Source organism: Sphingobium sp. PNB (genome assembly GCF_019873065.1).
In the GTDB taxonomy this organism is placed as follows: Bacteria; Pseudomonadota; Alphaproteobacteria; order Sphingomonadales; family Sphingomonadaceae; genus Sphingobium; species Sphingobium fuliginis.
In genome coordinates this window covers 1-23964 of sequence record NZ_JAINEZ010000067.1, presented here as the reverse complement: position 1 = coordinate 23964, position 23964 = coordinate 1, and the positions used below count along the sequence as shown (strand labels likewise).

Annotated in this window: 20 protein-coding genes; 3 read left to right on the top strand and 17 right to left on the bottom strand. The window is 66.2% G+C overall.

Annotated features, from left to right (window positions below; translation table 11 throughout):
• Positions 1 to 170: 170 nt before the first annotated feature.
• From recN to rimP, 14 genes are all read right to left on the bottom strand, one after another.
• Positions 171 to 1835 (bottom strand): DNA repair protein RecN, encoded by a 1665-nt coding sequence (gene recN / locus K7W03_RS19500; protein WP_222887118.1) that lies wholly within the window; start codon positions 1833 to 1835, stop codon positions 171 to 173.
• A 145-nt stretch (positions 1836 to 1980) separates the two neighbouring features.
• On the bottom strand, positions 1981 to 2766 hold the full coding sequence (locus K7W03_RS19495; RefSeq protein ID WP_222887117.1) for an outer membrane protein assembly factor BamD: 786 nt from the start codon (positions 2764 to 2766) through the stop codon (positions 1981 to 1983).
• A 59-nt stretch (positions 2767 to 2825) separates the two neighbouring features.
• Positions 2826 to 3839 (bottom strand): sensor histidine kinase, encoded by a 1014-nt coding sequence (locus K7W03_RS19490; RefSeq protein WP_222887116.1) that lies wholly within the window; start codon positions 3837 to 3839, stop codon positions 2826 to 2828.
• Between the two features lie 144 nt (positions 3840 to 3983).
• A complete protein-coding gene (pnp, locus tag K7W03_RS19485) occupies positions 3984 to 6311 on the bottom strand; it encodes a polyribonucleotide nucleotidyltransferase (protein ID WP_222887115.1) in 2328 nt (775 codons plus the stop codon).
• A 272-nt stretch (positions 6312 to 6583) separates the two neighbouring features.
• On the bottom strand, positions 6584 to 6853 hold the full coding sequence (gene rpsO, locus K7W03_RS19480; protein ID WP_007689051.1) for a 30S ribosomal protein S15: 270 nt from the start codon (positions 6851 to 6853) through the stop codon (positions 6584 to 6586).
• A gap of 17 nt (positions 6854 to 6870) precedes the next feature.
• Positions 6871 to 7788: a tRNA pseudouridine(55) synthase TruB gene (gene truB / locus K7W03_RS19475; RefSeq protein ID WP_222887114.1), complete on the bottom strand. Its 918-nt coding sequence runs from the start codon at positions 7786 to 7788 to the stop codon at positions 6871 to 6873.
• Between the two features lie 69 nt (positions 7789 to 7857).
• Positions 7858 to 8454, bottom strand: a complete 597-nt coding sequence (locus K7W03_RS19470) for a thymidine kinase (protein ID WP_222887113.1) — start codon at positions 8452 to 8454, stop codon at positions 7858 to 7860.
• A 3-nt stretch (positions 8455 to 8457) separates the two neighbouring features.
• Complete coding sequence (locus K7W03_RS19465; RefSeq protein WP_222887112.1) at positions 8458 to 9354, bottom strand: alpha/beta hydrolase family protein; 897 nt, start codon at positions 9352 to 9354, stop codon at positions 8458 to 8460.
• 121 nt (positions 9355 to 9475) lie between these two features.
• Positions 9476 to 9877 (bottom strand): 30S ribosome-binding factor RbfA, encoded by a 402-nt coding sequence (gene rbfA / locus K7W03_RS19460; RefSeq protein ID WP_222887111.1) that lies wholly within the window; start codon positions 9875 to 9877, stop codon positions 9476 to 9478.
• Between the two features lie 123 nt (positions 9878 to 10000).
• On the bottom strand, positions 10001 to 12598 hold the full coding sequence (infB, locus tag K7W03_RS19455) for a translation initiation factor IF-2 (RefSeq protein WP_222887110.1): 2598 nt from the start codon (positions 12596 to 12598) through the stop codon (positions 10001 to 10003).
• 70 nt (positions 12599 to 12668) lie between these two features.
• Entirely contained in the window at positions 12669 to 13325 is a 657-nt protein-coding gene (locus K7W03_RS19450) for a DUF448 domain-containing protein (RefSeq protein WP_044661908.1), read from the bottom strand.
• A gap of 141 nt (positions 13326 to 13466) precedes the next feature.
• Positions 13467 to 13700, bottom strand: coding sequence for a tautomerase family protein (locus K7W03_RS19445; RefSeq protein WP_222887109.1), 234 nt, complete (start codon positions 13698 to 13700; stop codon positions 13467 to 13469).
• Between the two features lie 6 nt (positions 13701 to 13706).
• Complete coding sequence (gene nusA, locus K7W03_RS19440) at positions 13707 to 15278, bottom strand: transcription termination factor NusA (protein ID WP_061936331.1); 1572 nt, start codon at positions 15276 to 15278, stop codon at positions 13707 to 13709.
• Positions 15279 to 15290: 12 nt separating this feature from the next.
• On the bottom strand, positions 15291 to 15815 hold the full coding sequence (gene rimP, locus K7W03_RS19435; protein ID WP_222887108.1) for a ribosome maturation protein RimP: 525 nt from the start codon (positions 15813 to 15815) through the stop codon (positions 15291 to 15293).
• Positions 15816 to 16013: 198 nt separating this feature from the next.
• On the opposite strand from rimP, the gene K7W03_RS19430 reads away from it, so the two are divergent.
• On the top strand, positions 16014 to 17150 hold the full coding sequence (locus tag K7W03_RS19430) for a PQQ-dependent sugar dehydrogenase (protein ID WP_222887107.1): 1137 nt from the start codon (positions 16014 to 16016) through the stop codon (positions 17148 to 17150).
• A gap of 33 nt (positions 17151 to 17183) precedes the next feature.
• On the opposite strand, the gene K7W03_RS19425 is transcribed toward K7W03_RS19430, so the two are convergent.
• The 3 genes from K7W03_RS19425 to tpiA all read right to left on the bottom strand — a co-directional run bounded on the left by K7W03_RS19425 (position 17184) and on the right by tpiA (position 20155).
• A complete protein-coding gene (locus K7W03_RS19425) occupies positions 17184 to 18818 on the bottom strand; it encodes a CTP synthase (protein ID WP_044661906.1) in 1635 nt (544 codons plus the stop codon).
• A 91-nt stretch (positions 18819 to 18909) separates the two neighbouring features.
• Entirely contained in the window at positions 18910 to 19290 is a 381-nt protein-coding gene (gene secG, locus K7W03_RS19420; protein WP_061936325.1) for a preprotein translocase subunit SecG, read from the bottom strand.
• 124 nt (positions 19291 to 19414) lie between these two features.
• The gene (gene tpiA / locus K7W03_RS19415) at positions 19415 to 20155 is read right to left on the bottom strand and encodes a triose-phosphate isomerase (protein ID WP_222887106.1); all 741 of its coding nucleotides are present in this window, start codon (positions 20153 to 20155) and stop codon (positions 19415 to 19417) included.
• Between the two features lie 194 nt (positions 20156 to 20349).
• Here tpiA and K7W03_RS19410 point away from each other — a divergent pair, with 194 nt between their 5' ends.
• Together K7W03_RS19410 and trpE are read left to right on the top strand one after the other, a co-directional pair.
• On the top strand, positions 20350 to 22299 hold the full coding sequence (locus tag K7W03_RS19410) for a peptidylprolyl isomerase (RefSeq protein ID WP_222887105.1): 1950 nt from the start codon (positions 20350 to 20352) through the stop codon (positions 22297 to 22299).
• A 25-nt stretch (positions 22300 to 22324) separates the two neighbouring features.
• On the top strand, positions 22325 to 23827 hold the full coding sequence (trpE, locus tag K7W03_RS19405) for an anthranilate synthase component I (RefSeq protein ID WP_222887104.1): 1503 nt from the start codon (positions 22325 to 22327) through the stop codon (positions 23825 to 23827).
• Positions 23828 to 23964: the final 137 nt, after the last annotated feature.

Here is a 23964-nt window from a genome sequence, read left to right as displayed (position 1 = left end):
TGGATTGCGGACATTCCCCCTCCCACAGGCGGGAGGGGGTTAGGGGGGTAGGCTGGCGCGGCATCTGCGCTGTTTTGCAACGGCTAAGTCAAAAGCTCGCTACGCTCGTGCCCACCCCTAACCCCTCCCGTTTACGGGAGGGGAAGGTTCTGGATTGGTCGAAAGCCGGCTTATAGCTTTTCCAACAAGCGTTCGGCCTGGGCCCTTGCCTCCGCCGTGATTTCGGCGCCTGAGAGCATGCGGGCGATTTCTTCGCGGCGTTCGCCGTCGCTCAGCGCATGGACGCCGGTGCGGGTGACGGTGCCGTCGCTGGATTTGGCGATCAGCATATGGCCTGCACCGCGCGCCGCGACCTGCGGGCTATGGGTGACGACCAATATCTGGTTGGTTTGCGACAGGCGGGACAGGCGTTCCCCGATGGCCGAGGCGACGGCGCCCCCTACCCCACGGTCGATCTCGTCGAAGATCAGGGTGTCCGCGCCGCCCTGCTCCGCCAGCGCGACCTTGAGCGCGAGGATGAAGCGGGACAGTTCGCCGCCCGATGCGATCTTGACCAGCGGGGCAAAGGGCGCGCCGGGGTTGGTGGAGATTTCGAATTCCACCCGGTCCATGCCGTGGGCGCCCCATTGCCCCTCCTCCTGCGGCGCGACCACGGTACGGAAGCGGGCGGCGTCCAGCTTCAGCGGGGCGAGTTCGGCGGCGACGGCGGCGTCGAGCTTTCCGGCCGCCATCTGGCGTTCGGCGGAGAGGGCCTGGGCGGCGGTGCGATAGGCGGCGGCCCTGCCCTTCACCTCGGCTTCGAGGGCGGCGAGATGGTCTTCCCCATCCTCGATTGCGGCCAGTTTCGCGGCCATGTCGTCGCGCAGGGCGGCGAGATCGTCGGGCTGGACCTGATGTTTGCGGGCGAGGCCGCGCAGGTCGAACAGGCGGGTCTCTATGGCGTCGAGACGGGCGGGGTCGAAGCTGAGCGCTTCGGCGGCTTCGTTGAGGCGGTCCTCCGCTTCGCTGGCCTCGATGACGGCGCGGTCGAGGGCGGCGAGGACTTCGGCCAGCGGTTCATATTCGCTGACGATGCGGTCGAGGCGGCGGGCGGCCTGCCGCAACTGGGCAAGCCCGCCGTCGGAGCCGGTGAAGCATTCTGTGACGGCGGAAAGGTCATCGGAGAGGCGCGCGCCCTTCTGCATGGTGGCGCGCTCTTCGGCCAGCGTGGCTTCCTCGCCGGCTTCGGGCGCGAAGCGGGTGAGTTCCTCCACCGCATGGGTCAGGTAATCGCGGTCGCGGGCGGCGCTTTCGACACTGGCGCGGCTTTCCGCGAGGCGGTCGGCGGCGGCGCGCCAGGCGTGATAGGCGTGGGCGACCGCGCCCGTGTCGCAGCGGCCATAGGCGTCGAGCAGGGCGCGATGGCCGCGTGGATTGAGCAGGCCGCGATCGTCATGCTGGCCGTGAATTTCGACCAGAGCGCTGCCAAGATCGCGCAGCAGCGCCGCCGAGCAGGCCTGGTCGTTGACGAAGGCGCGGCTGCCGCCGTCGGCCTTGACCGTGCGGCGGACGATGAGCGGTTCGCCCGGTTCGATGTCGATGCCGTTTTCGGCCAGCAGGTTCGTCGCGCGGTGATCGGTGCGGGGCGCCTCGAACGTCGCGGTGACGCTGGCCTGCGCCTCTCCCGTCCGGACGAGGCCGCTGTCGGCGCGGGCGCCCAGCGCGAGGCCCAGCGAATCGAGCAGGATCGACTTGCCCGCGCCGGTCTCGCCGGTCAGCACGCCCAGGCCCGACCCGAAATCCAGGTCCAGCGCCTCTATCAGCACGACGTTGCGGATGGACAGGGCAGTCAGCAAAGGCGAGCGACTCCCCCCTCCCGCAGGCGGGAGGGGCCGGGGTGGGTGCACCGCGCCAGCGGCGCTTCTTTCAACGCTGGGGCGGAACGCTCGCTTCGCTCGCGGCCCACCCCTAACCCCTCCCGCTTGCGGGAGGGAGACCAGATCATGCTTTATTGGGGTGTTCGCGCATCAGCTTGTAGCTGCGCTCATACCATTTCGAACCCGGATAATTCTTGCCCAGCACGGCGGCGGCCTTCTGCGCTTCGGCGGGGATGCCGAGCGAGAGATAGCTTTCCACCAGACGCTCCAGCGCCTCCGGGGTGTGGGTGGTCGTCTGATATTTGTCGATCACCGTGCGGAAGCGCAGCGTGGCGGCGAGCCATTGGCCACGGCGCTGGTAGAAGCGGCCGATCTCCATCTCCTTGCCGGCGAGGTGATCGTTGACGAGGTCGATCTTCAGCCGGGCGTCGGCGGCATAGCGGGTGTCGGGATAGCGGCGGATCAGCTCGCCCAGCGCATCCAGCGCCTGTTGCGTGATCTTCTGGTCGCGGGTGACGTCGGCAATCTGTTCATAATAGCAGAGCGCGATCAGATAATAAGCGTAGGGCGCGTCCTTGTTGCCGGTGTGGATCGACAGGAAGCGTTGGGCCGCGCCGATCGATTCCGGATAGTCCTGATTCATGTAATAGCTGAACGCGGACATGAGCTGCGCCCGGCGCGCCCAGGGCGAATAGGGATGCTGGCGCTCCACCTCGTCGAACAGGGCGGCGGCGAGCTTGTACTGGCCGCGATCCAGGCGGTATTTGCCCGCATTGTAGAGCGTCGACACGTCGCGGGCGACATATTGGGTGTCGGCCTTGTTCTTCGACGTCGCGCAGCCCGAGAGCAGGCCGGCAAGCAGAAGCGGTGCGGTAGCCGCGCCGATGCGCGTCATGGTTTTCGTCAACATGGCCGGGTCATAGCGGAGCGAATGCGCCTCGCCAAGCGGCAGAATGTGCGTGCCGGTCGCTATGCGCGAACAGGCAGGTCGAGCCGTGCGGTCGCGCCGCCCGTCGCAGAGGGCATGAGCGAGAAGCGGCCGTTCAACTGGCCGGCAAGGGCATTGGAAATCCGGAGGCCCAGGCTCTGGCTGAAACCGGGATCGAAATCGGGCGACAATCCCTTTCCGTCGTCCGTGACGTTGAGGCTGATCGTGCCGTCGCTGACGTCCAGGCCGACATGGATGCTGCCGCCGCGATGCGGCAGGCCATGTTCGATGGCGTTGTTGACCGCTTCGGTCACGATCAGCGCCATCGACACGGCGATGTCTGGCTCCAGCGTCAGGGCGTCGGGCGCGTCGACGGTCAGGGCGATGTCGTCGCGGCCGCTGGCCTCCAGCACGTCGGCGGTCAATGTCGTCAGGAAGGCGCGGATATTCTGCCCCTCCCCCGACGGATTGTAGAGGGCGCGGCTGATGCGGCCCACCAGCGCCAGCCGGGCGGAGGCATCGTCCAGCGCGCGGCGGGCCAGGTCATGATCGACATGGCGCCGGTGGAGCGAAAGCATGGCGGCGACGACCTGAAGATTGTTGGAGACGCGGTGCTGGAGTTCGTGGAACAGCAATTCGCGGTTTTCCGCCAGCACGCGGCTGCGTTCGCGCTCGATCGCCAAGTTGAAATTCGCCTTCTGCATCAGATGGATCAGCGCGATGTCAACGATCACCACCGCGCTGTAGAAGCCGAGCGCCAGCAGCACGCCCGGATGCAGTGCGAAGCCCATGCGCGGCGGGATGAAGAAATACCAGGACAGCAGCCCGCAAAGCACGCCCGCATAGATGCCCGGCCGCACCCCGAAGAGGAAGGAGGACAGGATGACGGCGGGGAAGAAGGATACGAAGGGGTAGCCGATGGGCATGGCGCTTTCCGCCATGGTGCGAATGGCCAAGGCGGTGAGGCAGAAGACGGTGGCCAGCAAATAGGCCTGCCAGGGCCGTCGCAGGACAAGCGGCAGACGCTCCACGAATCTTTCGTTCCTGCGCTGCATAGATCCCCCTGCGCCCTGGTCGTTACCGTAACATAACTTCCACGCCCGCCAATTGATGGAGATCAGGAAACATTCAAATCCTGTCAAAAAAGGGCGCCCGGCAAGCCGGACGCCCCTTCTTTTTCCCGAGTCCGACGAACCGGATCAGTCCTGGGTCAGAAAGTCGGGCAGACCGGCGTTGGAGCCGTCGTCATCGCCGCCCTTGCCTTCGCCGCGCGGACCGCGGTCGCGGCGCGGACCGCGATCGCCGCCGCGGCCGCCACGGTCGCCCCGGTCACCGCCACGATCACGGCGATTGCGGTCGCCACGGCCGCCTTCACGGTCGCCGCCCCGATCCCCCCTGGGTTCGCGGGGCGGACGGGTGTCTTCCAGTTCCTCTCCGGTTTCCTGATCGACGACGCGCATGGACAGGCGAACCTTGCCGCGCGGGTCGATTTCGAGAACCTTGACCTTCACTTCCTGCCCTTCCGACACGACGTCGGTCGGCTTTTCGACGCGCTCATTCTTCATTTCGGAGACGTGGACGAGACCGTCCTTGCCGCCCATGAAGTTCACGAAGGCGCCGAAGTCGACGATGTTGACGACCTTGCCGGTGTAGATCTTGCCGACTTCCGCTTCCTCGACAATGCCGAGAATCCACTTCTTGGCGGCTTCGATCTGGGCGATGTCGGACGAGCTGATCTTGATGATGCCCTCGTCGTCGATGTCGACCTTGGCGCCGGTTTCCGCGACGATCTCGCGGATGACCTTGCCGCCGGTGCCGATGACGTCGCGGATCTTCGCCTTGTCGATCTGGATCGTTTCGATGCGCGGGGCATGAGCCGACAGTTCGGTGCGGGTCGAGGACAGGGCCTTGCTCATTTCACCCAGGATATGGGCGCGGCCTTCCTTCGCCTGACGCAGCGCGACTTCGAAGATTTCCTGCGTGATGCCGGCGACCTTGATGTCCATCTGCATGGTGGTGATGCCCGCTTCCGTGCCCGCCACCTTGAAGTCCATGTCGCCAAGGTGATCCTCGTCGCCCAGAATGTCGCTGAGGACAGCGAATTTGGAGCCTTCCAGGATCAGGCCCATGGCGATGCCCGACACCGGACGCTTCAGCGGAACGCCCGCGTCCATCATGGACAGCGAACCGCCGCAGACCGTCGCCATCGAGGACGAGCCGTTGGACTCGGTGATGTCGCTGAGGACGCGGATGGTGTAGGGGAATTCTTCCTTGCTCGGCAGGACCGGGTGCAGGGCCCGCCATGCCAGCTTGCCATGGCCGACTTCGCGACGGCCCGGCGCGCCGAAGCGGCCGACTTCACCGACCGAATAGGGCGGGAAGTTATAGTGCAGCATGAAGCTTTCATAATGAACGCCGGTCAGGCCGTCGATCATCTGCTCCGCGTCCTTGGTGCCCAGCGTCGTGGTGCAGATGGACTGCGTTTCGCCACGGGTGAACAGCGCCGAACCATGGGTGCGCGGCAGGAAGCCCACCATCGCCTCGATCGGGCGGATCTGCGTGGTGGTGCGGCCGTCGATGCGCTTGCCGTCCTTCAGGATGGCGCCGCGGACGATTTCGGCTTCCAGCTTCTTGGTCAGCTTGATGCCGGCCATGACGGTCTGGGCGTCGAGGCCTTCCTCGGTGAAGAACGCCTTCGCCTTGGCGCGGGCTTCATTGAGCGCGTTGGAGCGGGCCGACTTGTCGGTCAGCTTGTAGGCGGCCGTGATGTCCTTGCCGATGAGCTTCTTGAGCTTCTTCTTGAGGTCATCCAGGTCTTCGCCCTTGGCGACGTCCCACGGGTCCTTCGCGGCCTTTTCGGCGAGGTCGATGATGGCGTTGACGACCTTCTTCGACGCTTCATGCGCGAAAAGGACGGCGCCCAGCATGACGTCTTCCGACAGTTCCTTGGCTTCCGATTCGACCATCATCACCGCGTTGCCGGTGGCGGCGACGACCAGGTCGAGTTCGCCGGTCTTCACTTCGTCCAGCGACGGGTTCAGCTGATATTCGCCATCCTTGTAGCCGACGCGGGCGGCGCCGATCGGACCCAGGAAAGGCACACCCGACAGGGTCAGCGCAGCCGAAGCGGCGATCATCGCCACAATGTCGGGCTCGCTTTCGCCGTCGAAGCTCAGAACCTGAGCGATGACGTTGATTTCATTGTAGAAACCTTCGGGGAAGAGCGGGCGGACCGGGCGGTCGATCAGGCGGGAAACCAGCGTTTCCTTTTCCGTGGCGCCGCGTTCACGCTTGAAGAAGCCGCCCGGGATGCGACCGGCGGCCGAATATTTTTCCTGATAATGGACGGTCAGCGGGAAGAAGTCCTGTCCTTCCTTCACCGACTTGGCGGCGGTCACGGCGCACAGCACCACGGTTTCGCCATAGGTCGCCAGCACGGCGGCGTCGGCCTGACGCGCAATGCGGCCGGTTTCGAGCGTGAGGGTCTTGCCGCCCAGCTCGATTGATACCTTCTTTACATCGAACATAGATTTTTCCTTCGCCCGCGCGGCCCTATTGCCGGGCGGGGCCTGTTTCGGACCGGATGGTCCATGGATGGAGAGCCTATCTCTCCTCCGTTCGGGCGGAGCTTGTCGAAGCCCAATCCTTCCCTTCAAAAGAAGGAGTGCCCTTCGACAAGCTCAGGGCGAACGGTGTGGGGGATGTCCCCCGGATCATGACGCCATGCCGGATTGCCCAGCGCCATGTTGTCAGAATCGGAAACGGCCCCGACATGGGGGCCGTTCCTTCTTTAGCAGACTTACTTGCGCAGGCCCAGCTTGGCGATGAGGTCGGTGTACCGGGCCCCATCCTTCTTCTTGAGGTAATCCAGCAGCGAACGGCGCTTGTTGACCAGCATCAGCAGGCCGCGACGGCTGTGGTTATCCTTGTGATGACCCTTGAAATGCTCGGTCAGGTTGGCGATACGCTCCGAGAGGATCGCAACCTGGACTTCCGGCGAACCGGTGTCGCCCTCGGCGCGGGCATGTTCCTTGATCAGCGCTTCCTTGCGCTCTGCAGTGATCGACATCGGCTTCCTTTCTGAGATTAGAGATTAAAGCCGCGCACCACCCGGACCTCCGGGCCACTGGCTTCGACCAGCGCGACGGGCGTTTCACCCTCCATCGCCAGCATCAGGCCGGTATGCGGTTTCCCCACGAGCACCTTCCCCTGTCGGAGAGCGAGCGCATCGTCGGGAGAGACTGCGAGAGCCGGGATGTCGTCCAGCCCCGCCGTCAACGGCAGCATGAGCTGCGCGATGTCGCCGCCCCTAGCAGCTTCGTCCAATTTGTCCAGCGAAATCGCGGATTGCAGGGTGAAGGGGCCGGCCTTGATGCGGCGCAGCATGGTGACATGGCCGACGGTGCCGAGCGCGCGCGCGATGTCGCGGGCGAGGGAACGGATATAGGTACCCTTCGAAACATGGGCGCGCAGGGTGATTTCGCCGATCTCCGCGCCGCCCTCCCCTTCTCCAGGCTTCGCTGGCCCCTGGGGCGGGGATATGGCGAGGTTGTGGATGGTGATGGCGCGGGTCTTCATCTCGACCTCCTCCCCCTTGCGGGCAAGGTCGTAGGCGCGCCGGCCGTCGATCAGGATCGCGCTGTAGGCGGGCGGCGCCTGCTCGATCGGGCCGGTAAAGCGGGGCAGGACCGCCTGCACCTCCGCCAGCGTGGGACGATGCAGGCTGGTGGCGATTTCCCGGCCCTCAAGGTCCAGCGTGTCGGTCTGGAGGCCGAAACCTATGGTGAAATCGTAGATCTTGTCGCTGTCCAGCATCCGTCCGGCGAGCTTGGTCGCTTCCCCCACCGCTATCGGCAGCACGCCCGTCGCCAGCGGGTCGAGCGTGCCGCCATGGCCCACCTTCCACTTGCCCGCGCCACTGTAGCGCAGGGCGCGCTTCACCGCGCTCACCGCCTGGGTGGAGCCTAGCCCCAAGGGCTTGTCGAGGATGATCCAGCCGTGCATGGCGGCGCGCTCTAGCCCTCCTGTCGCCCGTTGTCAGCCCTTTCCGGGCCGTCGTGGCATGTGCGGCGGTCAGCAGCCGGAGCGGCGTTCCACGAAATGGCGGCGGCAAAGCGCGACATAGCGGTCATTGCCGCCGATTTCCGTCTGCTCGCCCTCACGGATGGGGCGCCCCTCCGCATCGACGCGCAGGTTCATGGTCGCCTTCCGCCCGCATTCGCAGATCGTCTTGATCTCCGTCAGCGTGTCGGCCAGGCCGAGCAGCGCGGCGCTGCCCTCGAACAACTTGCCCTGGAAGTCGGTGCGGATGCCGTAGCACAGCACCGGAATGTTCAGCCGGTCGCAGACGGCGGCGACCTGCCAGACCTGTTCCTCGTTCAGAAATTGCGCCTCGTCGATCAGCACGCAGGAGAGCGGCGTGCGTGCCTGTCGGGCGGCGATGGCGGCGAAGAGATCGGTGGCGGGGTCGAACAGATCGGCCTGCGCGTCCAGCCCGATGCGGGAGACGATGCGTCCCTTTCCGTGGCGCCCCCTCCCGTAGCGGTCATCCACCGCGGCGGTCCACAACATGGTTTCCATGCCGCGTTCGCGATAGTTGAAGCTGGATTGGAGCAGGGTCGTCGATTTGCCTGCGTTCATCGAGCTGTAGTAGAAATAGAGCTTGGCCATCGGTCAGCGCGCCATGGGGGCGATCTGCTTGAGGAAGCGGACGAGCGCGTCGGCCAGGGCGATGCGCCTGTCGGAAAAGCTGTGGTCGGTCGGCCAGACCGCCAGGCGCGTGTCGGGATTGGCCGATTGCGCGTCTGCCGTCACCTTGCGCGCCATGGCGCCGATGCCGCGTTCCGCGCCGATGATGGTGAGCGGGCGGCGGCCATAGCCCACCAGCTTGCGGCCAAGGTCGAATTTATCGCTGTTGGTGCGGATTTCGGCGGTGAGGCTGTCATAGGTGGCGCCTTGCAGGGGTGGCAGGTCGCTGGCGACTTCGGCCTTCCAGGCGGCCTCGCCCTGGGGGGTTGAGAGGGTCGTGACGGTTTCGGCCGGGTCCCAGGGGTCGATCAGGAACAGGCCGGCGACATGGGGTTCGGCGGCGGCGACATCGGCAGCCATGAAACCGCCCATGCTGTGGCCCGCGACGACGAGGGCGCTGGTGTCGATGCGATATTTGGCGACGGTGGCGGATTGCTGGAGATATTGCAGGGCGTTCCAGGCGTCTTCCGAGGCGTGGGTGAAGGAGAAGCTGCCGGGGCTGCCCCAGGAGCCGCGATAGTGGAGCGTGAGGACATGCCACCCGGCGCGGCGGGCGGCCTGGGCCAGGTCGAGATTTTGCTCATTGCCGGGGAAGCCGTGGAGGAGGAGCAGCGTCGGGTGAAGACCCGGACCGGCGGCGGTGTAAAGGACGGCGTTGAGCAGGCCGTCCTGCGAGGGGATGGTGAAGGCGCTCATGCCGGCGGGGTAGGCCGCGTCGGGCGCGGGGTCGCTGACGACGGCGGGGTGGACCGGCGCTTCCCTGGCTGCGGCGGGTATGGCCAGGGCCAAAAGCGCGATCGCGACTATGCCGGTTCTTTTCATCTGCCCTGCCCCTTGCCTTGCCTGCGGGAGAGACGCTGTTAGCCGGGCTGCGCCGTCGCGTCGATGGGGGACGATGCCTGGCCGAGTACAGCGTGCTCCTGCCAAGGCCGGAGCATATTGCCTATTCGTCCTCGCCCTCGGGCTGCTCCAGATCGCGGGCGACCTTGGGATCGCGGAGCAGCCTGTCGATATGGGTGCCCTCATCGAAGCTCTCGTCCGCGAGGAATTTGAGCTTCGCCGCATATTTGAGGCGGATACGGGTCGCGACCTCCCGCTGGAGATAGGCGGTGTTGGTGCGCAGCGCATTCAGCACGGCTTCCTCATCCTGGCCGAGCAGCGACTTGATGAAGACGGTCGCATGGCGCAGGTCGGGGGACATGCGGACTTCGGTGACGCTCACCACATGGCTGGCGAGGACGTCGTCATGCACGTCGCCGCGCTGGAGAATGTCGGACAGGACATGGCGCACCTGTTCGCCCACGCGGAGGAGGCGGACAGAGGAGCCTTCATTGGGAGCGGGCATTATATCCTCCCCTCCCGCAAGCGGGAGGGGCCGGGGGTGGGCTCTCCCCATCGGCCATTGCAGTTCAGGAGAGGGCGAGCCCACCCCCTAGCCCCCTCCCGCCTGCGGGAGGGGGGACATGGATCACAGCGTGCGGGCGCGTTCCTCGACCTCGAACAGTTCCAGCGTGTCGCCGGGCTTGATGTCGTTGGTGTCCTGGAGCACCGCGCCGCATTCCATGCCTGCGCGGACTTCGGAGACGTCGTCCTTGAAGCGGCGGAGCGAGGCAATGTGGGTGCGCGACACGATGACATCGTCGCGGGTGAGGCGCGCGGCCAGACCCTTGCGGATGATGCCGTCGAGGACGAGCAGACCGGCCGCCTTGTCCTTCTTGCCCGCCGGGAAGACCTGAAGCACCTCGGCCCGGCCGACGATGGTTTCGATGCGTTCCGGCGCGAGCTGGCCGGCCATTTCGCCGCGAACTTCCTCCAGCAGGTCGTAGATCACGTCATAATAGCGCAGCGAGATCTTCTCGCGCTCCGCCAACTGGCGCGCCTTGGCATTGGGGCGGACGTTGAAGCCGATCAGCGGCGCGCGGCTGGCGGCGGCCAGCGTGACGTCGCTTTCGGTGATCGCGCCGACGCCCGAATGCAGGATGCGGACCTTGATCTCGTCGGTCGAAATGCGGTTCAGCGACGAGACGATCGCTTCCACCGAACCCTGCACGTCGCCCTTCACCACCACCGGATATTCGATGACCTTGGTGTTGAGCGCCGAGAACATATGTTCGAAGCTGGTGGGCGCGGCGGTGGTGCGCTTCTTGGTCGCCTGTTCCTGACGATAGGCGGCGACTTCGCGGGCGCGGGCCTCGTTCTCGACGACGGTGAGCTGGTCGCCCGCCATCGGCACGCCGGACAGGCCCAGCACCTCGACCGGGGTCGAGGGGCCGGCGGTCTTCACCTGCTGGCCCTTGTCGTTGATCATCGCGCGGACCTTGCCGCTTTCCGAACCGATGACGAAGGTGTCGCCGATCTTCAGCGTGCCCTTGCGCACCAGCACGGTGGCGACCGCGCCACGGCCCTTGTCGAGCTGCGCCTCGATCACATTGCCTTCGGCGGCGCGATCGGGATTGGCGGTGAGTTCGAGCAGTTCGGCCTGAAGCATGATCTTGTCGAGCAGTTCGTCGAGGCCCGTCTTCTTGAGCGCGGAGACTTCGACATCCTGGGTTTCGCCGCCCATGTCCTCGACGATCACCTCATGCTCCAGCAGGCGCTCTCGCACGCGCTGGGGATTGGCTTCGGGCTTGTCGACCTTGTTGATCGCGACGATCATCGGCACGCCGGCGGCCTTGGTATGGTTGATGGCCTCGATGGTCTGCGGCATCAGGCCGTCGTCCGCCGCCACCACCAGAATGACGATGTCGGTGACATTGGCGCCGCGCGCGCGCATTTCCGAGAAGGCCTCGTGACCCGGCGTGTCAAGGAAGGTGACGAGGTCGCCGCCCTTGGTCCTGATCTGATAGGCGCCGATATGCTGGGTGATGCCGCCGCTTTCGCCCGATACGACATTGGTGCCGCGCAGCGCGTCGAGCAGCGAGGTCTTGCCATGATCGACATGGCCCATGATGGTCACGACCGGCGGACGGGCCTTGAGCGTTTCGGGCGCGTCGACCTCGCCTTCCATGCCGATCTCGACGTCGGCGTCGGACACGCGCTGGATGCGGTGGCCGAATTCCTCGACCAGCAGTTCGGCCGTATCCTGGTCGATCGCCTGGTTGAGCGTGACGGCGGTGCCCATCTTGAACAGGGCCTTCACCAGGTCCGCGCCCTTTTCGGCCATGCGGTTGGCAAGTTCCTGAACGGTGATGCTTTCGGGCACCACCACGTCGCGCGACTGCTTTTCCCGCTGCTGGGCGCCGCCCGAATAATGGGCGCGCCGTTCCTTCTCGCGGGCGCGCTTGAGCGCGGCGAGGCTGCGAGCGCGGGCGCTGTCGTCATCCGACAAGGCGCGGGTGAAGGTAAGCTTGCCGGCCTGGCGGCGATTGTCGTCGCCGCGCTTGGCGCGGTCGGGCTTGGCCGGCTCCGGACGCTTGACGGGCGCGACCGGCGTGAAGCGGCGCGGCGGCGGCACGGTGGCGGAGGTGGCGGGCTTCGGCTCGGCGGCTGCGGGCGCAGCTTCGGCCGGGGCATCGGCGGCGGCCGGCGCAGGCTCCTCGACGGGCGCCCTGGCGGTTTCCTCCGCCGGCCCGGTCTCGACTTCGGTCCGGCGCGCGGCTTCGGCCTCGGCAGCCTCGACAGCCAGACGGTTTTCCTCGGCGCGGCGCTTTTCCTCCTCGCTCGCGGCGAGGCGCTGGGCGTCTTCGCGGCGGCGCGCTTCCTCCAGCGCGGTCATGCGGGCTTCCTCCGCCTCGCGCAGCAGCTTCGCCTGCAATTCCTGACGCGACATCAGGCTCTGCGGCGGGGCCGGACGCGCGGGAGCCGGCTGCGGCGCGCGGGCCTGCGGCTGCTGGGGCGCGGGGGCCTGCGGAGCGGCGGCCACGGGCGTGGGATCGGCCTGCGGTTCAGGCGCAGCGTGTCCGGCTTCACCCGGCTTGCCCAGGATGCGGCGCCGCTTCACCTCGACCACGACCGTATTCTTGCGGCCATGGCTGAACTGCTGCTGCACCTGACCGGACTCGACCGTGCGCTTGATCCCCAGCGGCTTGCGGCCCAGAACCGGCTTGTCTTCCTTGCTGTCACTCATACGACTGAACTATACCCTTCACATCAACCCGACCGGCAAGGCCCGTCGGCGCCTTCATTCCAATGCTACCTCAGGCGCCCAGTGCCCCTGCGGAGTCCTGCTCCCCATGCACCGGCGCTCCGTTAGCGCAACCCAGATAGCTTTCCAAGCGGCCTATGGCGCCGCGCAGACGTGACGCCGCACGCGAGTCGGTCACCGCAATATGGACGACATTGTCCCGCCCCATTGCCATAGATAGGGCGTGTCGGTCCACAGGCAAGACGATGCCCGCCAAATCCGTGCCTTCGGCGTCCTGCCCGACGCGGAAGGCCTGGTCGAGCTTGCGGTTGCCGTCGGCCGCCGCGTCGGCGGCGTGGAGCAGCAGCTTCACCTGACCCTTGCGGCAGGCGACGTCGATCTTTTCCGAGCCGGTGAGGACCATCGACGCCCTCGCCTCCAGCCCCAGACGGTCGAGCAGGGCCTTGCGCAAGCCCTCCTCGATCAGGGCGGGCAGCGCGTCGGGGATTTGCAGGTCGCCGGTCTTGAAGGCGCGGGCGAGCGCGCCCTTGAGCTTGCCCTTTGCCAGCGCCTGTTCGAGTTCGGCGCGTGGCACACCGATCCACGCGCCCCGGCCGGGCGCCTTGGCGCGGATGTCGGGCAGGATTTCGCCATTCGGGCCGCAGGCGAGCCGGACCAGCATGTCCGGGTCGGCGCGGTCGCCCGACAATATGCATTTGCGTTCGGTCATGGGCGCGCCTCCCAATAATGGGCCGCATTCCTGCGCAGGCAGGAATCCAGTTCCACGCTGTCGGGGGCATGCCAGGGCAGAACTGGGCTCCTGCTTTCGCAGGAGCACATCCCTGACGCGGCGATGTTGGGACTCAGCCTCTCATCGGGAAGTGACCGCGGCATGGGCGTCCTCCCCTGCTTTGGGCGCGTCGCGGTCGGCGATGAGCTGGCCGCCTGCGCCGTAATTTTCCGTCGGGATTTCGGAAATCACCACCTGCACGGCGGCAGGCGCCTTCCCCAGCCGCTCGACGAGCGACCGGGTGACGTCGGCGACGATGGCCGCCTTCTGCTCGCGGGTGGCGTTTCCGGCCAGACGGATGTCGACGAAGGGCATCTGTTCTTACGCTTCCTCGCCTTCGAACCAGTGGGCGCGGGCGGCCATGATGATCTCATTGCCCTGCTCTTCGCTGAGGCCGTATTCGGCGAGAATCCCGCCCTTGTCCTCTTCCTTGTTCTCGCGGCGGCGGCGCTGGTCGACGCGCTTCCGGGCGACCAGTTCGTCGGTGGCGAGGTCGGCCAGATCGTCCAGCGTCTTGATGCCCGCCTTGCCCAAAGTCACCAGCATGGCTTCGGTGAGGTGCGGCATGTCGGCCAGCGCATCCTCGACGCCCAGCGCCTGGCGCTCTTCACGCGCGGCGGCTTCGCGGCGATCCAGTGCTTCCTGGGCGCGGCTTTGCAGTTCCTGCGCCAGTTCCTCGTCGAAGCCCTCGATCGCGGCCAGTTCGTCGATGCCGACATAGGCCACTTCCTCCAGCTCGCCGAAGCCTTCGGCCACCAGAAGCTGCGAGAGGGTCTCGTCCACGTCCAGTTCGTTCTGGAACATTTCGGAGCGGGCGACGAATTCCTTCTGGCGCTTCTCCGACGCATCCGCTTCGGTCATGATGTCGATGGCCTTGCCGGTCAACTGGCTGGCGAGACGGACATTCTGGCCGCGGCGGCCGATGGCGAGCGAAAGCTGATCGTCGGGAACGACGACTTCGATCCGCTCTTCCTCTTCATCGATGACGACGCGGGCGACCTGCGCGGGCTGGAGCGCGTTGACGACGAAGGTCGCGGTATCTTCCGACCAGGGGATGATGTCGATCTTCTCGCCCTGCATTTCCTGCACGACGGCCTGCACGCGGCTGCCCTTCATGCCGACGCAGGCGCCGACCGGGTCGATGCTCGAATCGCGGCTGATGACGCCGATCTTGGCGCGGGAGCCCGGATCGCGGGCGGCGGCCTTGATCTCGATCACGCCATCGTAGATTTCGGGCACTTCCTGCGCGAACAGCTTCTTCATGAATTCGGGGTGCGCGCGGCTGAGGAAAATCTGCGGCCCGCGATTTTCGCGGCGCACGTTCAGGATGACCGAACGGATGCGGTCGCCGACGCGGACGACTTCGCGGGGAATCTGCTGGTCGCGGCGGATGACGCCCTCGGCGCGGCCCAGGTTCACCACGACATGGCCGAATTCGACCGACTTCACGACGCCGGTGATGATCTCACCCACGCGGTCCTTGAATTCCTCATGCTGGCGCTCGCGCTCGGCATCGCGGACCTTCTGGAAGATCACCTGCTTGGCCGACTGGGCGTCGATGCGGCCGAGGTCGATGGGCGGCAGCGGATCGACGATGAAGTCGCCGACGACCGCGTCCTTCTTGAGCTTGGCCGCCTGCTTCAGGTCCACCTGCTTGAAATAGTCGTCGACCTGCTCGACCACCTCGACGACTCTCCAGAGGCGAAGGTCGCCGGTGTCCGGGTCCAGCTTGGCGCGGATGTCGTTTTCGGCGCCGTAGCGGGCGCGGGCGGCGCGCTGGATCGCGTCTTCCATCGCCTCGATGACGATCGCCTTGTCGATCATCTTTTCGCTGGCGACGCTGTTCGCGATGGCGAGCAGTTCGGCCTTGTTGGCGGAAATGGCGTTGGCCATGGACGTAAACCCTTATTCCTCGGTTTCGAACTCGTCCGCCCCATCGGAGGAGAGCGGCATACTAGCAGCAATCAGCGCGTCGGTCAGTATCAGCTTGGCATCCCCGACCAGCGCGAAAGGGATGACGACATCGCCGGCCTTGGCATCCTGGAACAGGATGTCGGCGCCCTCAATGCCCTTGAGCACGCCCCGGAAGCTCTTGCGCCCGGCCACGGCCTCCGTAGCCTGGATCTTCGCCTCATGCCCGGCCCATTCCAGGAAATCGGCGAGGCGGGTCAGCGGACGGTCGATGCCCGGAGAGCTGACCTCGAGGCGATAGGCCTCCTCTATCGGGTCAGCTTCATCCAGCACGTCCGAGAGGCGGCGCGAGATGGTGGCGCAATCCTCTATGACAAGCTGCTTCGTTTCAGGACGCTCGGCCATGATCTGAAGCGTATGCTCGTCACCCGAGCCGAACAGCCTGATGCGCACGAGGTCGAAGCCCAGGGCCTTCACCTCCGGTTCGATCAGGGCCGTCAGTTCGGCGATGTCCGCCATGGGATCTCCCAAAAAAACAAAATTGCGGCTTCCCGTCGCCGCAGGCGATCCGCCCGCGACCCCGACATGTTTGACGATGTAAGGAAGCAGGGGCGATATAGGCGGGATGCCGCAAAGCTGCAACTCATTTGTCGCGAGGCATTTGATGCGCATTCTGGTAGCGTCATCAATTCCCCGATTCAGCCGAGAGGAGACGATATGCGCCATCTTGCCCTCACCGCCCTGCCGCTGGCCCTGATCGCCTGTTCGGCGGACGATGCCGTGGGGCAGAACAGCGCCGCGTCGGCGGCGAAACCGTTCAGGACTTCCGTGATCGCTGATTTCGATGCGCCCTGGGCCATGACCTTCCTGCCCGATGGCCGGATGCTGGTGACGGAGAAGGCGGGCGAGATGATCCTGTTCGATCCGAAGAACGGGACGAAAATCCCGGTCGCGGGCATTCCGCCGGTCGACAGCGCGGGTCAGGGCGCGCTGATGGACGTGGTGCCGGCACCGGACTTTGCGCGGAGCGGGACGGTCTATTTCAGTTTCTCAGAGGCGGGTCAGGGCGGCAAGGGCGTGGCGCTGGCCACGGGGGCTTTCAATCAGGCGAGCGACGGGACGACGAAGCTGGACGGCGTGAAGGTGATCTTCCGCGCCAGCCCATATGTGGATGGCAATGGCCATTATTCGGGACGAATCGCCTTCTCGCCGGACGGGAAACATCTGTTCTTCACCAATGGCGAGCGACAGAAATTCGATCCGGCGCAGGACCCGAAGTCGACTTTGGGGAAAGTGTTGCGGCTTAATCTGGACGGCACGCCGGCCGCGGGCAATCCGCTGGCGGCGAAGGGGTTCCATCCGGCGGTCTGGTCCTATGGGCATCGCAATCTGCTGGGGATCGCCTTCGACAAGGACGGGCGGCTGTGGGAGCAGGAAATGGGCCCCAAGGGCGGGGATGAGGTGAACCTGATCAAGCCGGGATTGAATTATGGCTATCCCCTCGCCTCCAACGGCAGCCATTATGATGGGCGGGACATTCCCGATCACAGGGCGGGCGACGGGTTTGAGGCGCCTAAAGTCTGGTGGAATCCGGTGATCTCCCCGGCCGGGCTTGTCTATTATTCGGGCGACCTGTTTCCGCAATGGAAGGATTCGCTGTTCATCGGCGGGCTGTCGAGTCAGGCGCTGGTGCGGGTGAAGCTGGAGGGGGAGAATGCGGCCAAGGCGGATCAGTGGGACATGGGCGCGCGTATCCGCGAGGTGGAGCAAGGGCCGGACGGGGCGCTCTGGCTGCTGGAGGACGGCAAGGACGGGTCGCAGGGGCGGTTGCTGAAGCTGACGCCTGCCGCCTGAACGAAAAACGGGGCCTTTGCGGCCCCGTTCCTCTTACACCAGCCGGCTCTGCTTCACCGCCGCTTCGATGAAGCTGGCGAAGAGCGGATGCGGGTCGAAGGGTTTGGACTTGAGTTCCGGATGGAACTGCACGCCGACGAACCATGGGTGGTCGGGACGTTCGACGATTTCCGGCAGCGTGCCGTCCGGCGACATGCCCGAGAAGATCAGGCCGCCCTTTTCCAGCGGCTCGCGATAGCCGGCATTGACCTCATAGCGGTGGCGGTGGCGTTCGCTGATGTCGGTGGCGTTGTAGATGCCCGCGACGACGCTGTTGCCGGTGAGCTTCGCCGGATAGGCGCCCAGCCGCATGGTGCCGCCAAGGTCGGTTTCGGCGGTGCGCTTCTGCAGGCCTTCCTTGCTCATCCATTCGGTGATGAGGCCGACCACCGGCTCGCTGGTTTCGCCGAATTCGGTGGTGGAGGCGTTGGCGATGCCCGCCGTGTTCCGCGCGCCCTCTATGCAGGCCATCTGCATGCCGAGGCAGATGCCGAAAAAGGGCACATTGCGTTCGCGGGCGAATTTGACCGAGGCGATCTTGCCTTCCGACCCGCGCACGCCGAAGCCGCCCGGAACGAGGATGCCGTGCATCGGTTCCAGGCGGGCGGCAATGTCCGCACCCTCTTCCTCGAACAGTTCGGCGTCCAGCCATTTGATGTTGACCTTCACCCGGTTGGCGAAGCCGCCATGGGTCAGCGCTTCATAGAGCGACTTATAGGCATCGGGCAGGCCGACATATTTGCCGACCACGCCGATGGTGACTTCGCCTTCCGGATTCTGCTGGCGGTCCATGATGTCGTGCCAGCGGTCGAGCGTGGGCGCGGGCGCGTTTTCGATGCCGAAGGCGCGCAGCACTTCGTCGTCCAGCCCCTCCGCATGATATTGCGTCGGGACGGCATAGATGCTGCTGGCGTCGAGGGCGGGGATGACCGCTTCGGGGCGGACGTTGCAGAACAGGGCGATCTTGCGCCGCTCGCTTTCCGGCAGCGGATGTTCGCAGCGGCAGAGCAATATGTCGGGCTGGATGCCCAGCGAGGTCAGTTCGCGCACGCTGTGCTGGGTCGGCTTGGTCTTCAGCTCGCCCGCCGCCGCGATATAGGGGACCAGCGTCACATGGACGAAGATGGAGCGGTTGCGGCCCAGATCGTTATGGAGCTGGCGGATCGCCTCCATGAAGGGGAGCGATTCGATGTCGCCCACCGTGCCGCCGATCTCGCACAGCACGAAATCGAGGTCATCGGATTCGGCGAGGGCGAAGGCCTTGATCTCGTCGGTGACGTGCGGGATCACCTGCACCGTCGCGCCCAGATAGTCGCCGCGCCGTTCCCGCTGGATGATGGTCTGATAGACCCGGCCCTGCGTCACATTATCCGACTGCCGCGCCGAAACGCCGGTGAAGCGCTCATAATGACCGAGGTCGAGGTCGGTTTCCGCCCCGTCGTCGGTCACATAGACCTCGCCATGCTGATACGGGCTCATCGTGCCCGGATCGACGTTGAGATAGGGATCGAATTTCCGGATACGCACACGGAAACCTCGCGCCTGCAGCAGCGCTGCGAGCGAAGCGGCCATCAGGCCCTTGCCAAGCGAGGAGACCACGCCGCCGGTGATGAAAATATACCGCGCCATGGGAGGAGAGGCTTAGCCTTTTACAAACGAGTTGGGCAAGCGCGCGAATCATCGCGCGTGCGAAAAAAGCGAAATGGGGAGGTCAGGCCGCCTAGTTGGCGAGCGGGACCGCGCCGTTGGCGGCGTTGCCGCCCGCCGCGCCCGCAGCGCCGGCCAGCGGATCGTTGCCGGTCGCCGGGGCCGGAGCGGATGCCGGAGCCTGAGGGGGCGCCTGCTTCACCAGCGAGGTGTCGATGTCGCTCGGCCGGTGCTGGACCGAGGCGATCACCGCAAGCACGACCGACAGCGTCACGAAAATGCCAGCGAGGACCGTGGTCGACCGGGTCAGGAAATCCGCCGCGCCGCGCGCCGACATGAACCCCGCCGGGCTGCCGCCGACGCCCAGGCCGCCGCCTTCCGACTTCTGCATCAGGATGACGGTGACCAGCAGGGCAGCGACGATGGCCTGCACGACGAGGATGAAGGTGAACATGAGACGAATATCTGTCCGGTAAAGGGTGGGTTGCCGCGCACATAGCGATGATGGGGCGCGGGGGCAACCGCCCCCGTCCTCTCTCCCCCCCTCCCGCAAGCGGGAGGGGCTTGTTTATTGGCGATCAGGCCGCTGCCGCGATCACCGGGGCGAATTTCGCCGCCGCGAGGCTCGCGCCGCCGATCAGGCCGCCGTCGACATCGGCCAGCGCCAGAAGCTCCGCCGCATTGTCGCCGTTCATCGATCCGCCGTAGAGGATTCGCATCCTCTCCGCCTCGACTCCGATCCGGCTCGCCAGCGCGGCGCGCAGGGCGGCGTGCATCGCGGCGACCGCTTCCATGGTGGGAATCCGGCCCGTGCCGATGGCCCAGATCGGTTCATAGGCGATGGCCAGCCAGTCCGCCGCCGCCCCGTCCGGCAGGGACGCCAGCAACTGGGCCGCCACCACCGCTTCCGCATTGCCGGCATCGCGCACGTCGAGGCTTTCGCCCACGCAGAGGATGACCTTCAGCCCCGCCGCCCGCGCCGCCAGCGCCTTCGCCGCGACGTCCGCGTCGGTTTCGCCCTGGTCCTGCCGCCGCTCGCTATGGCCGACGATGGTCCAGCTCGCCCCGGCTTCCGCCAGCATGGCCGCGGACAGACAGCCGGTATGCGCGCCGCTTTCCTTCATATGGCAGTCCTGCGCGCCGATGAAGGCCGCGCCCTTCACGCCGTCCGCCGGCGAAATCAGCGTCGCGGGCAGGCACAGCCCGACTTCCACCGCCGGATAGTCGCGCGCGAGGCCGCCGATCGCCTCCACCTCGCCCAGCTGGGCGCGCAGGCCGTTCATCTTCCAGTTGCCGACAACCAGCTTTCGCCTGCTCATCGATCTTTCCCCTTATGGTTATTGCTGCACGGTCCCCAGCGGCACCGCTCTCCAATCCGCGCCGCCGGGTTGGCCGAGCCGATGAACGGCGTGCGGCCATTTGTCCAGCCTTGGCACCCCAGCGCCCCTTGCCCGCGCGACGATCCGCCCTTAAAGCGGGCCGCCATCAAAGCCGCTTTTACGGACTTTCCTCCATGCTTTCAGTCTTTCGCCGTTTCATCCGCTCCAAATTCGGCGCCTTTGCGGCCCTGATCTTCCTGGGGATCATCGCGGCCGCCTTCATCATGGGGGACATTACGAGCGGCAAGTTCGGATCGTCCCTTGGCGGCGGCGAGACCGCCGCCAAGGCGGGCGGGTCGCGCCTCACCATGACCGAATTGCAGGACCGGGTGCAGCGCGTGTTCGAAAATGCGCGCAGGTCCAATCCGGGATTGCAGATCGGCGACTTCCTGGCGCAGGGCGGCGCGGCGCAGGTCTATGACCAGCTTGTCGCGTCGATGACGCTGAAGGAATATGCGAGCGACCAGAAGGTGCACATCTCCAAGCGGCTGGTCGATGCCCAGATCGCGCAGATCCCCGCCTTCCAGGATGCGGCCGGCAATTTCAGCCAGGAGAATTTCCGGCAGTTGCTGCTGCGCGAGCGGATCACCGAACAGGCGCTGCGCGACGACATCAGCCGCGAGATACTGGAGCGGCAGATGCTGGCCCCGCTGGGGCTGGGCGTGAAGCTGACCGACTCCATGGTGCTGCCCTATGCCTCGCTGCTGCTGGAGGCGCGCCAGGGCACCATCGCCCTCGTTCCCGCGACCGCGTTCAAGGACATTGCCGACCCGACCGACGCGCAACTCGGCGATTTCTACAGGAAGAATGCCGCGCGCTATACGATTCCGGAACAGCGCCGCATCCGCTACGCCGTGATCGACGCCGAACGCTTCGCCCAGGCCGCGCAGCCCACCGATGCGGAGATCGCCGGCTATTATAATCAGAACAAGGCCGCCTACGCCGCGAAGGAGAGCCGCAGCTTCGAGCAATTGATCCTGCCGACCGAGGCGGGCGCCAAGGCGATCGCGGATCAGGTGAAGGGCGGCAAGTCGCTCGCCGCCGCAGCGCAATCGGCCGGCCTCTCCGTCTCCGAACTGAAGGACCAGAGCCGGGAGGCGCTGGCCTCCGCCGCGTCCGCCGCCGTCGCCAATGCCGGTTTTGCCGCGAAACAGGGCGAGCTGGTGGGGCCGCTGCGTGGATCGCTGGGCTGGGTGCTGCTGCGGGTCACGGCGGTCAGCACGACCCCGGCCCGCGCGCTGGCGGCGGTGCGGGACGAGATCGTCACCACGCTGCGCGCGCAGAAGGAGAAGCGGCTGCTCAATGACTTCACCGGCAAGATCGAGGATCAGATCGCCAATGGCGGCAGCTTCGAGGAAGTGGTGAAGGACAATGGCCTGAAGCTGGAAACGACGCCGTTCCTCGTCTCCTCCGGCAAGCAGGTGGAGGATGTGGCCTATCAGGTGCCGGCGGATGTGAAGCCGCTGCTCGCCCCTGTCTTCGGCATGAGCCAGGACGACGATGCGCAACTGGTCCCGATCGTTGCCGACAAGCGCTATGCCCTGACCGCGCCCGGCGACATACAGGCCGCCGCGCCGCCGCCGCTCGCCAAGGTGAAGCCGCTGGTCGCGATGCAGTACAAGCTGGCCCAGGGCAATGAGAAGGCCAAGGCATTGGCCGAGCAGATCCGCGCCAAGGTCGCCAAGGGCATGAAGCTGGACGAGGCGGTCGCCGCCGCCGGCGTCGCCCTGCCCAAGCCGCAGGTGGTGGGCGGCCGCCGCGCTGACATCATGCGCGACGGCCAGCGTCCGCCCGCCGAGGTGGCGATGCTGTTCACCATGGCGACCAACAGCGTGAAGACGCTGCCCGCCGGGCAGGATCGCGGCTATTTCGTGGTGCAGTTGAACGGCATCAAGCGCGGCGATGCAGGCAGCGACAAGGCGCTGGTGAATCAGGTCCGCGACCAGCTGAGCGAAGTGGTCGGCCAGGAATATGGCCAGCAGTTCGAGCGCGCCGTCGAGAAGGAGCTGGGCGTCAGGCGGAACGCCAATGCGGTGGCCGGCGTGCAGCGCGCGCTCGCTAACGCCAATAGTGGCGGTCAGTAAGGTGGTTGCGGGGAGACCGGCGGGGATGGACGGCATCGAGAGCGCGCGCAAGGCATTGGCGGCGGGGCAATCCGCGCTGGTGTGGCGGCGCCAGATCGCCGACACGGACACGCCGATTTCCGCCGCGCTGAAATTGTTCGAGCCCGATCGCGGCGATTTCCTGCTGGAATCGGTCGAGGGCGGTGCGGTGCGAGGCCGCCACAGCCTGATCGGCCTCGCCCCCGACCTCGTCTTCCGGGCGCAGGGCCATGCGGCGGAGATCAACCGGCAATGGGCGACCGACCGGGAGGCCTTCGTGCCGGAAGGCGCCGACGCGCTGGACGCGTTGCGGGCGCTGGTGGCGGAATGCCGGGCTGAGCTCGATCCGGCGCTGCCCGCTGCGCTGGCCTGTCTGGTCGGCTATTTCGGTTATGAGACGGTCGGGCTGGTCGAGAAGCTGCCGCGTCCGCCCGAAAATGCGATTGCGCTGCCGGACATGCTGTTCGTGCGGCCGACGGTGATATTGGTGTTCGACAGGTTGGCCGATGCACTGTTCCTGGTCGCGCCGGTGTGGAAGGGAAGCTTTGCCGATGCCGACCGCGCCGTCGAGCAGGCGCTGGAACGGATCGACGCCGTTGCCGCCCGGCTGGCGGCTCCCCTCCCCGCGCAGGCCGCTCTCGCCGGGATTGCCGAAGTCGCCGTGACGCCGGTGCTGGAGCCGGGCCGCTATGCCGCGATGGTCGAAAAGGCGAAGGACTATATCGTTGCGGGCGACATTTTTCAGGTGGTGCTGGCGCAGCGCTTCACCAGCCCGTTCACGCTGCCGCCGATTGCGCTTTACCGGGCATTGCGGCGGATCAACCCTTCGCCCTTCCTTTATTATCTCGACCTGCCCGGCTTTGCGCTGATCGGGTCGAGTCCGGAAATCCTGGTCCGGGCGCGGGACGGCGAGGTCACGATCAGGCCCATCGCCGGCACCCGGCCGCGCGGCAGGAATGCCGTCGAGGATGCCGCCAACCGCGAAAGCCTGCTGGCCGACCCCAAGGAGCGGGCGGAGCATCTGATGCTTCTGGACCTGGGGCGCAACGATGTGGGGCGGGTCGCGGCGGCCGGCACCGTCACCGTGACGGACAGCTACAGCGTCGAATTCTACAGCCATGTGATGCATATCGTGTCGAACGTGGTGGGACGGCTGGCGCCGGACCGGGACGCGCTGGACGCCTTGTTCGCGGGCTTTCCCGCGGGGACCGTGTCGGGAGCGCCCAAGGTGCGCGCCTGCGAGATCATCGCGGAACTGGAGCCGGAAACGCGCGGGGCCTATGCCGGGGGCGTCGGCTATTTCGGGCCGGACGGCAATATGGATAGCTGCATCGTGCTGCGCACCGCCGTACTCAAGGACGGCGTGATGCATGTGCAGGCGGGCGCGGGCATCGTCGCGGATTCGACGGCCGAATATGAGCAGCGGGAGTGCGAGGCGAAGAGCGGCGCGTTGCTCGCCGCTGCGCGGGAAGCGGTGGCGCTGGCGCGCGAGTCAGGGTTTGGGCAGTAGGGTTGTTGTGGTGAGTGGCGGCGGTCTATGGCCATCCCAAGACATTCCCCTCTCGTAAACGGGAGGGGTTAGGGGTGGGCGCGGGCGGAGCGAGCTTCTGACTTGGCCGTTGCAAAACAACGCGGATGTTGCGCCAG

What these genes read in the sequence shown, in the direction of transcription:
- K7W03_RS19495 (WP_222887117.1), bottom strand. Translation starts at nt 2,766, where the DNA reads ATGTTGACGAAAACCATGACGCGCATCGGCGCGGCTACCGCACCGCTT.
- K7W03_RS19490 (WP_222887116.1), bottom strand. Translation starts at nt 3,839, where the DNA reads ATGCAGCGCAGGAACGAAAGATTCGTGGAGCGTCTGCCGCTTGTCCTG.
- pnp (WP_222887115.1), bottom strand. Translation starts at nt 6,311, where the DNA reads ATGTTCGATGTAAAGAAGGTATCAATCGAGCTGGGCGGCAAGACCCTC.
- rpsO (WP_007689051.1), bottom strand. Translation starts at nt 6,853, where the DNA reads ATGTCGATCACTGCAGAGCGCAAGGAAGCGCTGATCAAGGAACATGCC.
- truB (WP_222887114.1), bottom strand. Translation starts at nt 7,788, where the DNA reads ATGCACGGCTGGATCATCCTCGACAAGCCCTTGGGGCTAGGCTCCACC.
- K7W03_RS19470 (WP_222887113.1), bottom strand. Translation starts at nt 8,454, where the DNA reads ATGGCCAAGCTCTATTTCTACTACAGCTCGATGAACGCAGGCAAATCG.
- K7W03_RS19465 (WP_222887112.1), bottom strand. Translation starts at nt 9,354, where the DNA reads ATGAAAAGAACCGGCATAGTCGCGATCGCGCTTTTGGCCCTGGCCATA.
- rbfA (WP_222887111.1), bottom strand. Translation starts at nt 9,877, where the DNA reads ATGCCCGCTCCCAATGAAGGCTCCTCTGTCCGCCTCCTCCGCGTGGGC.
- infB (WP_222887110.1), bottom strand. Translation starts at nt 12,598, where the DNA reads ATGAGTGACAGCAAGGAAGACAAGCCGGTTCTGGGCCGCAAGCCGCTG.
- K7W03_RS19450 (WP_044661908.1), bottom strand. Translation starts at nt 13,325, where the DNA reads ATGACCGAACGCAAATGCATATTGTCGGGCGACCGCGCCGACCCGGAC.
- K7W03_RS19445 (WP_222887109.1), bottom strand. Translation starts at nt 13,700, where the DNA reads ATGCCCTTCGTCGACATCCGTCTGGCCGGAAACGCCACCCGCGAGCAG.
- nusA (WP_061936331.1), bottom strand. Translation starts at nt 15,278, where the DNA reads ATGGCCAACGCCATTTCCGCCAACAAGGCCGAACTGCTCGCCATCGCG.
- rimP (WP_222887108.1), bottom strand. Translation starts at nt 15,815, where the DNA reads ATGGCGGACATCGCCGAACTGACGGCCCTGATCGAACCGGAGGTGAAG.
- K7W03_RS19430 (WP_222887107.1), top strand. Translation starts at nt 16,014, where the DNA reads ATGCGCCATCTTGCCCTCACCGCCCTGCCGCTGGCCCTGATCGCCTGT.
- K7W03_RS19425 (WP_044661906.1), bottom strand. Translation starts at nt 18,818, where the DNA reads ATGGCGCGGTATATTTTCATCACCGGCGGCGTGGTCTCCTCGCTTGGC.
- secG (WP_061936325.1), bottom strand. Translation starts at nt 19,290, where the DNA reads ATGTTCACCTTCATCCTCGTCGTGCAGGCCATCGTCGCTGCCCTGCTG.
- tpiA (WP_222887106.1), bottom strand. Translation starts at nt 20,155, where the DNA reads ATGAGCAGGCGAAAGCTGGTTGTCGGCAACTGGAAGATGAACGGCCTG.
- K7W03_RS19410 (WP_222887105.1), top strand. Translation starts at nt 20,350, where the DNA reads ATGCTTTCAGTCTTTCGCCGTTTCATCCGCTCCAAATTCGGCGCCTTT.
- trpE (WP_222887104.1), top strand. Translation starts at nt 22,325, where the DNA reads ATGGACGGCATCGAGAGCGCGCGCAAGGCATTGGCGGCGGGGCAATCC.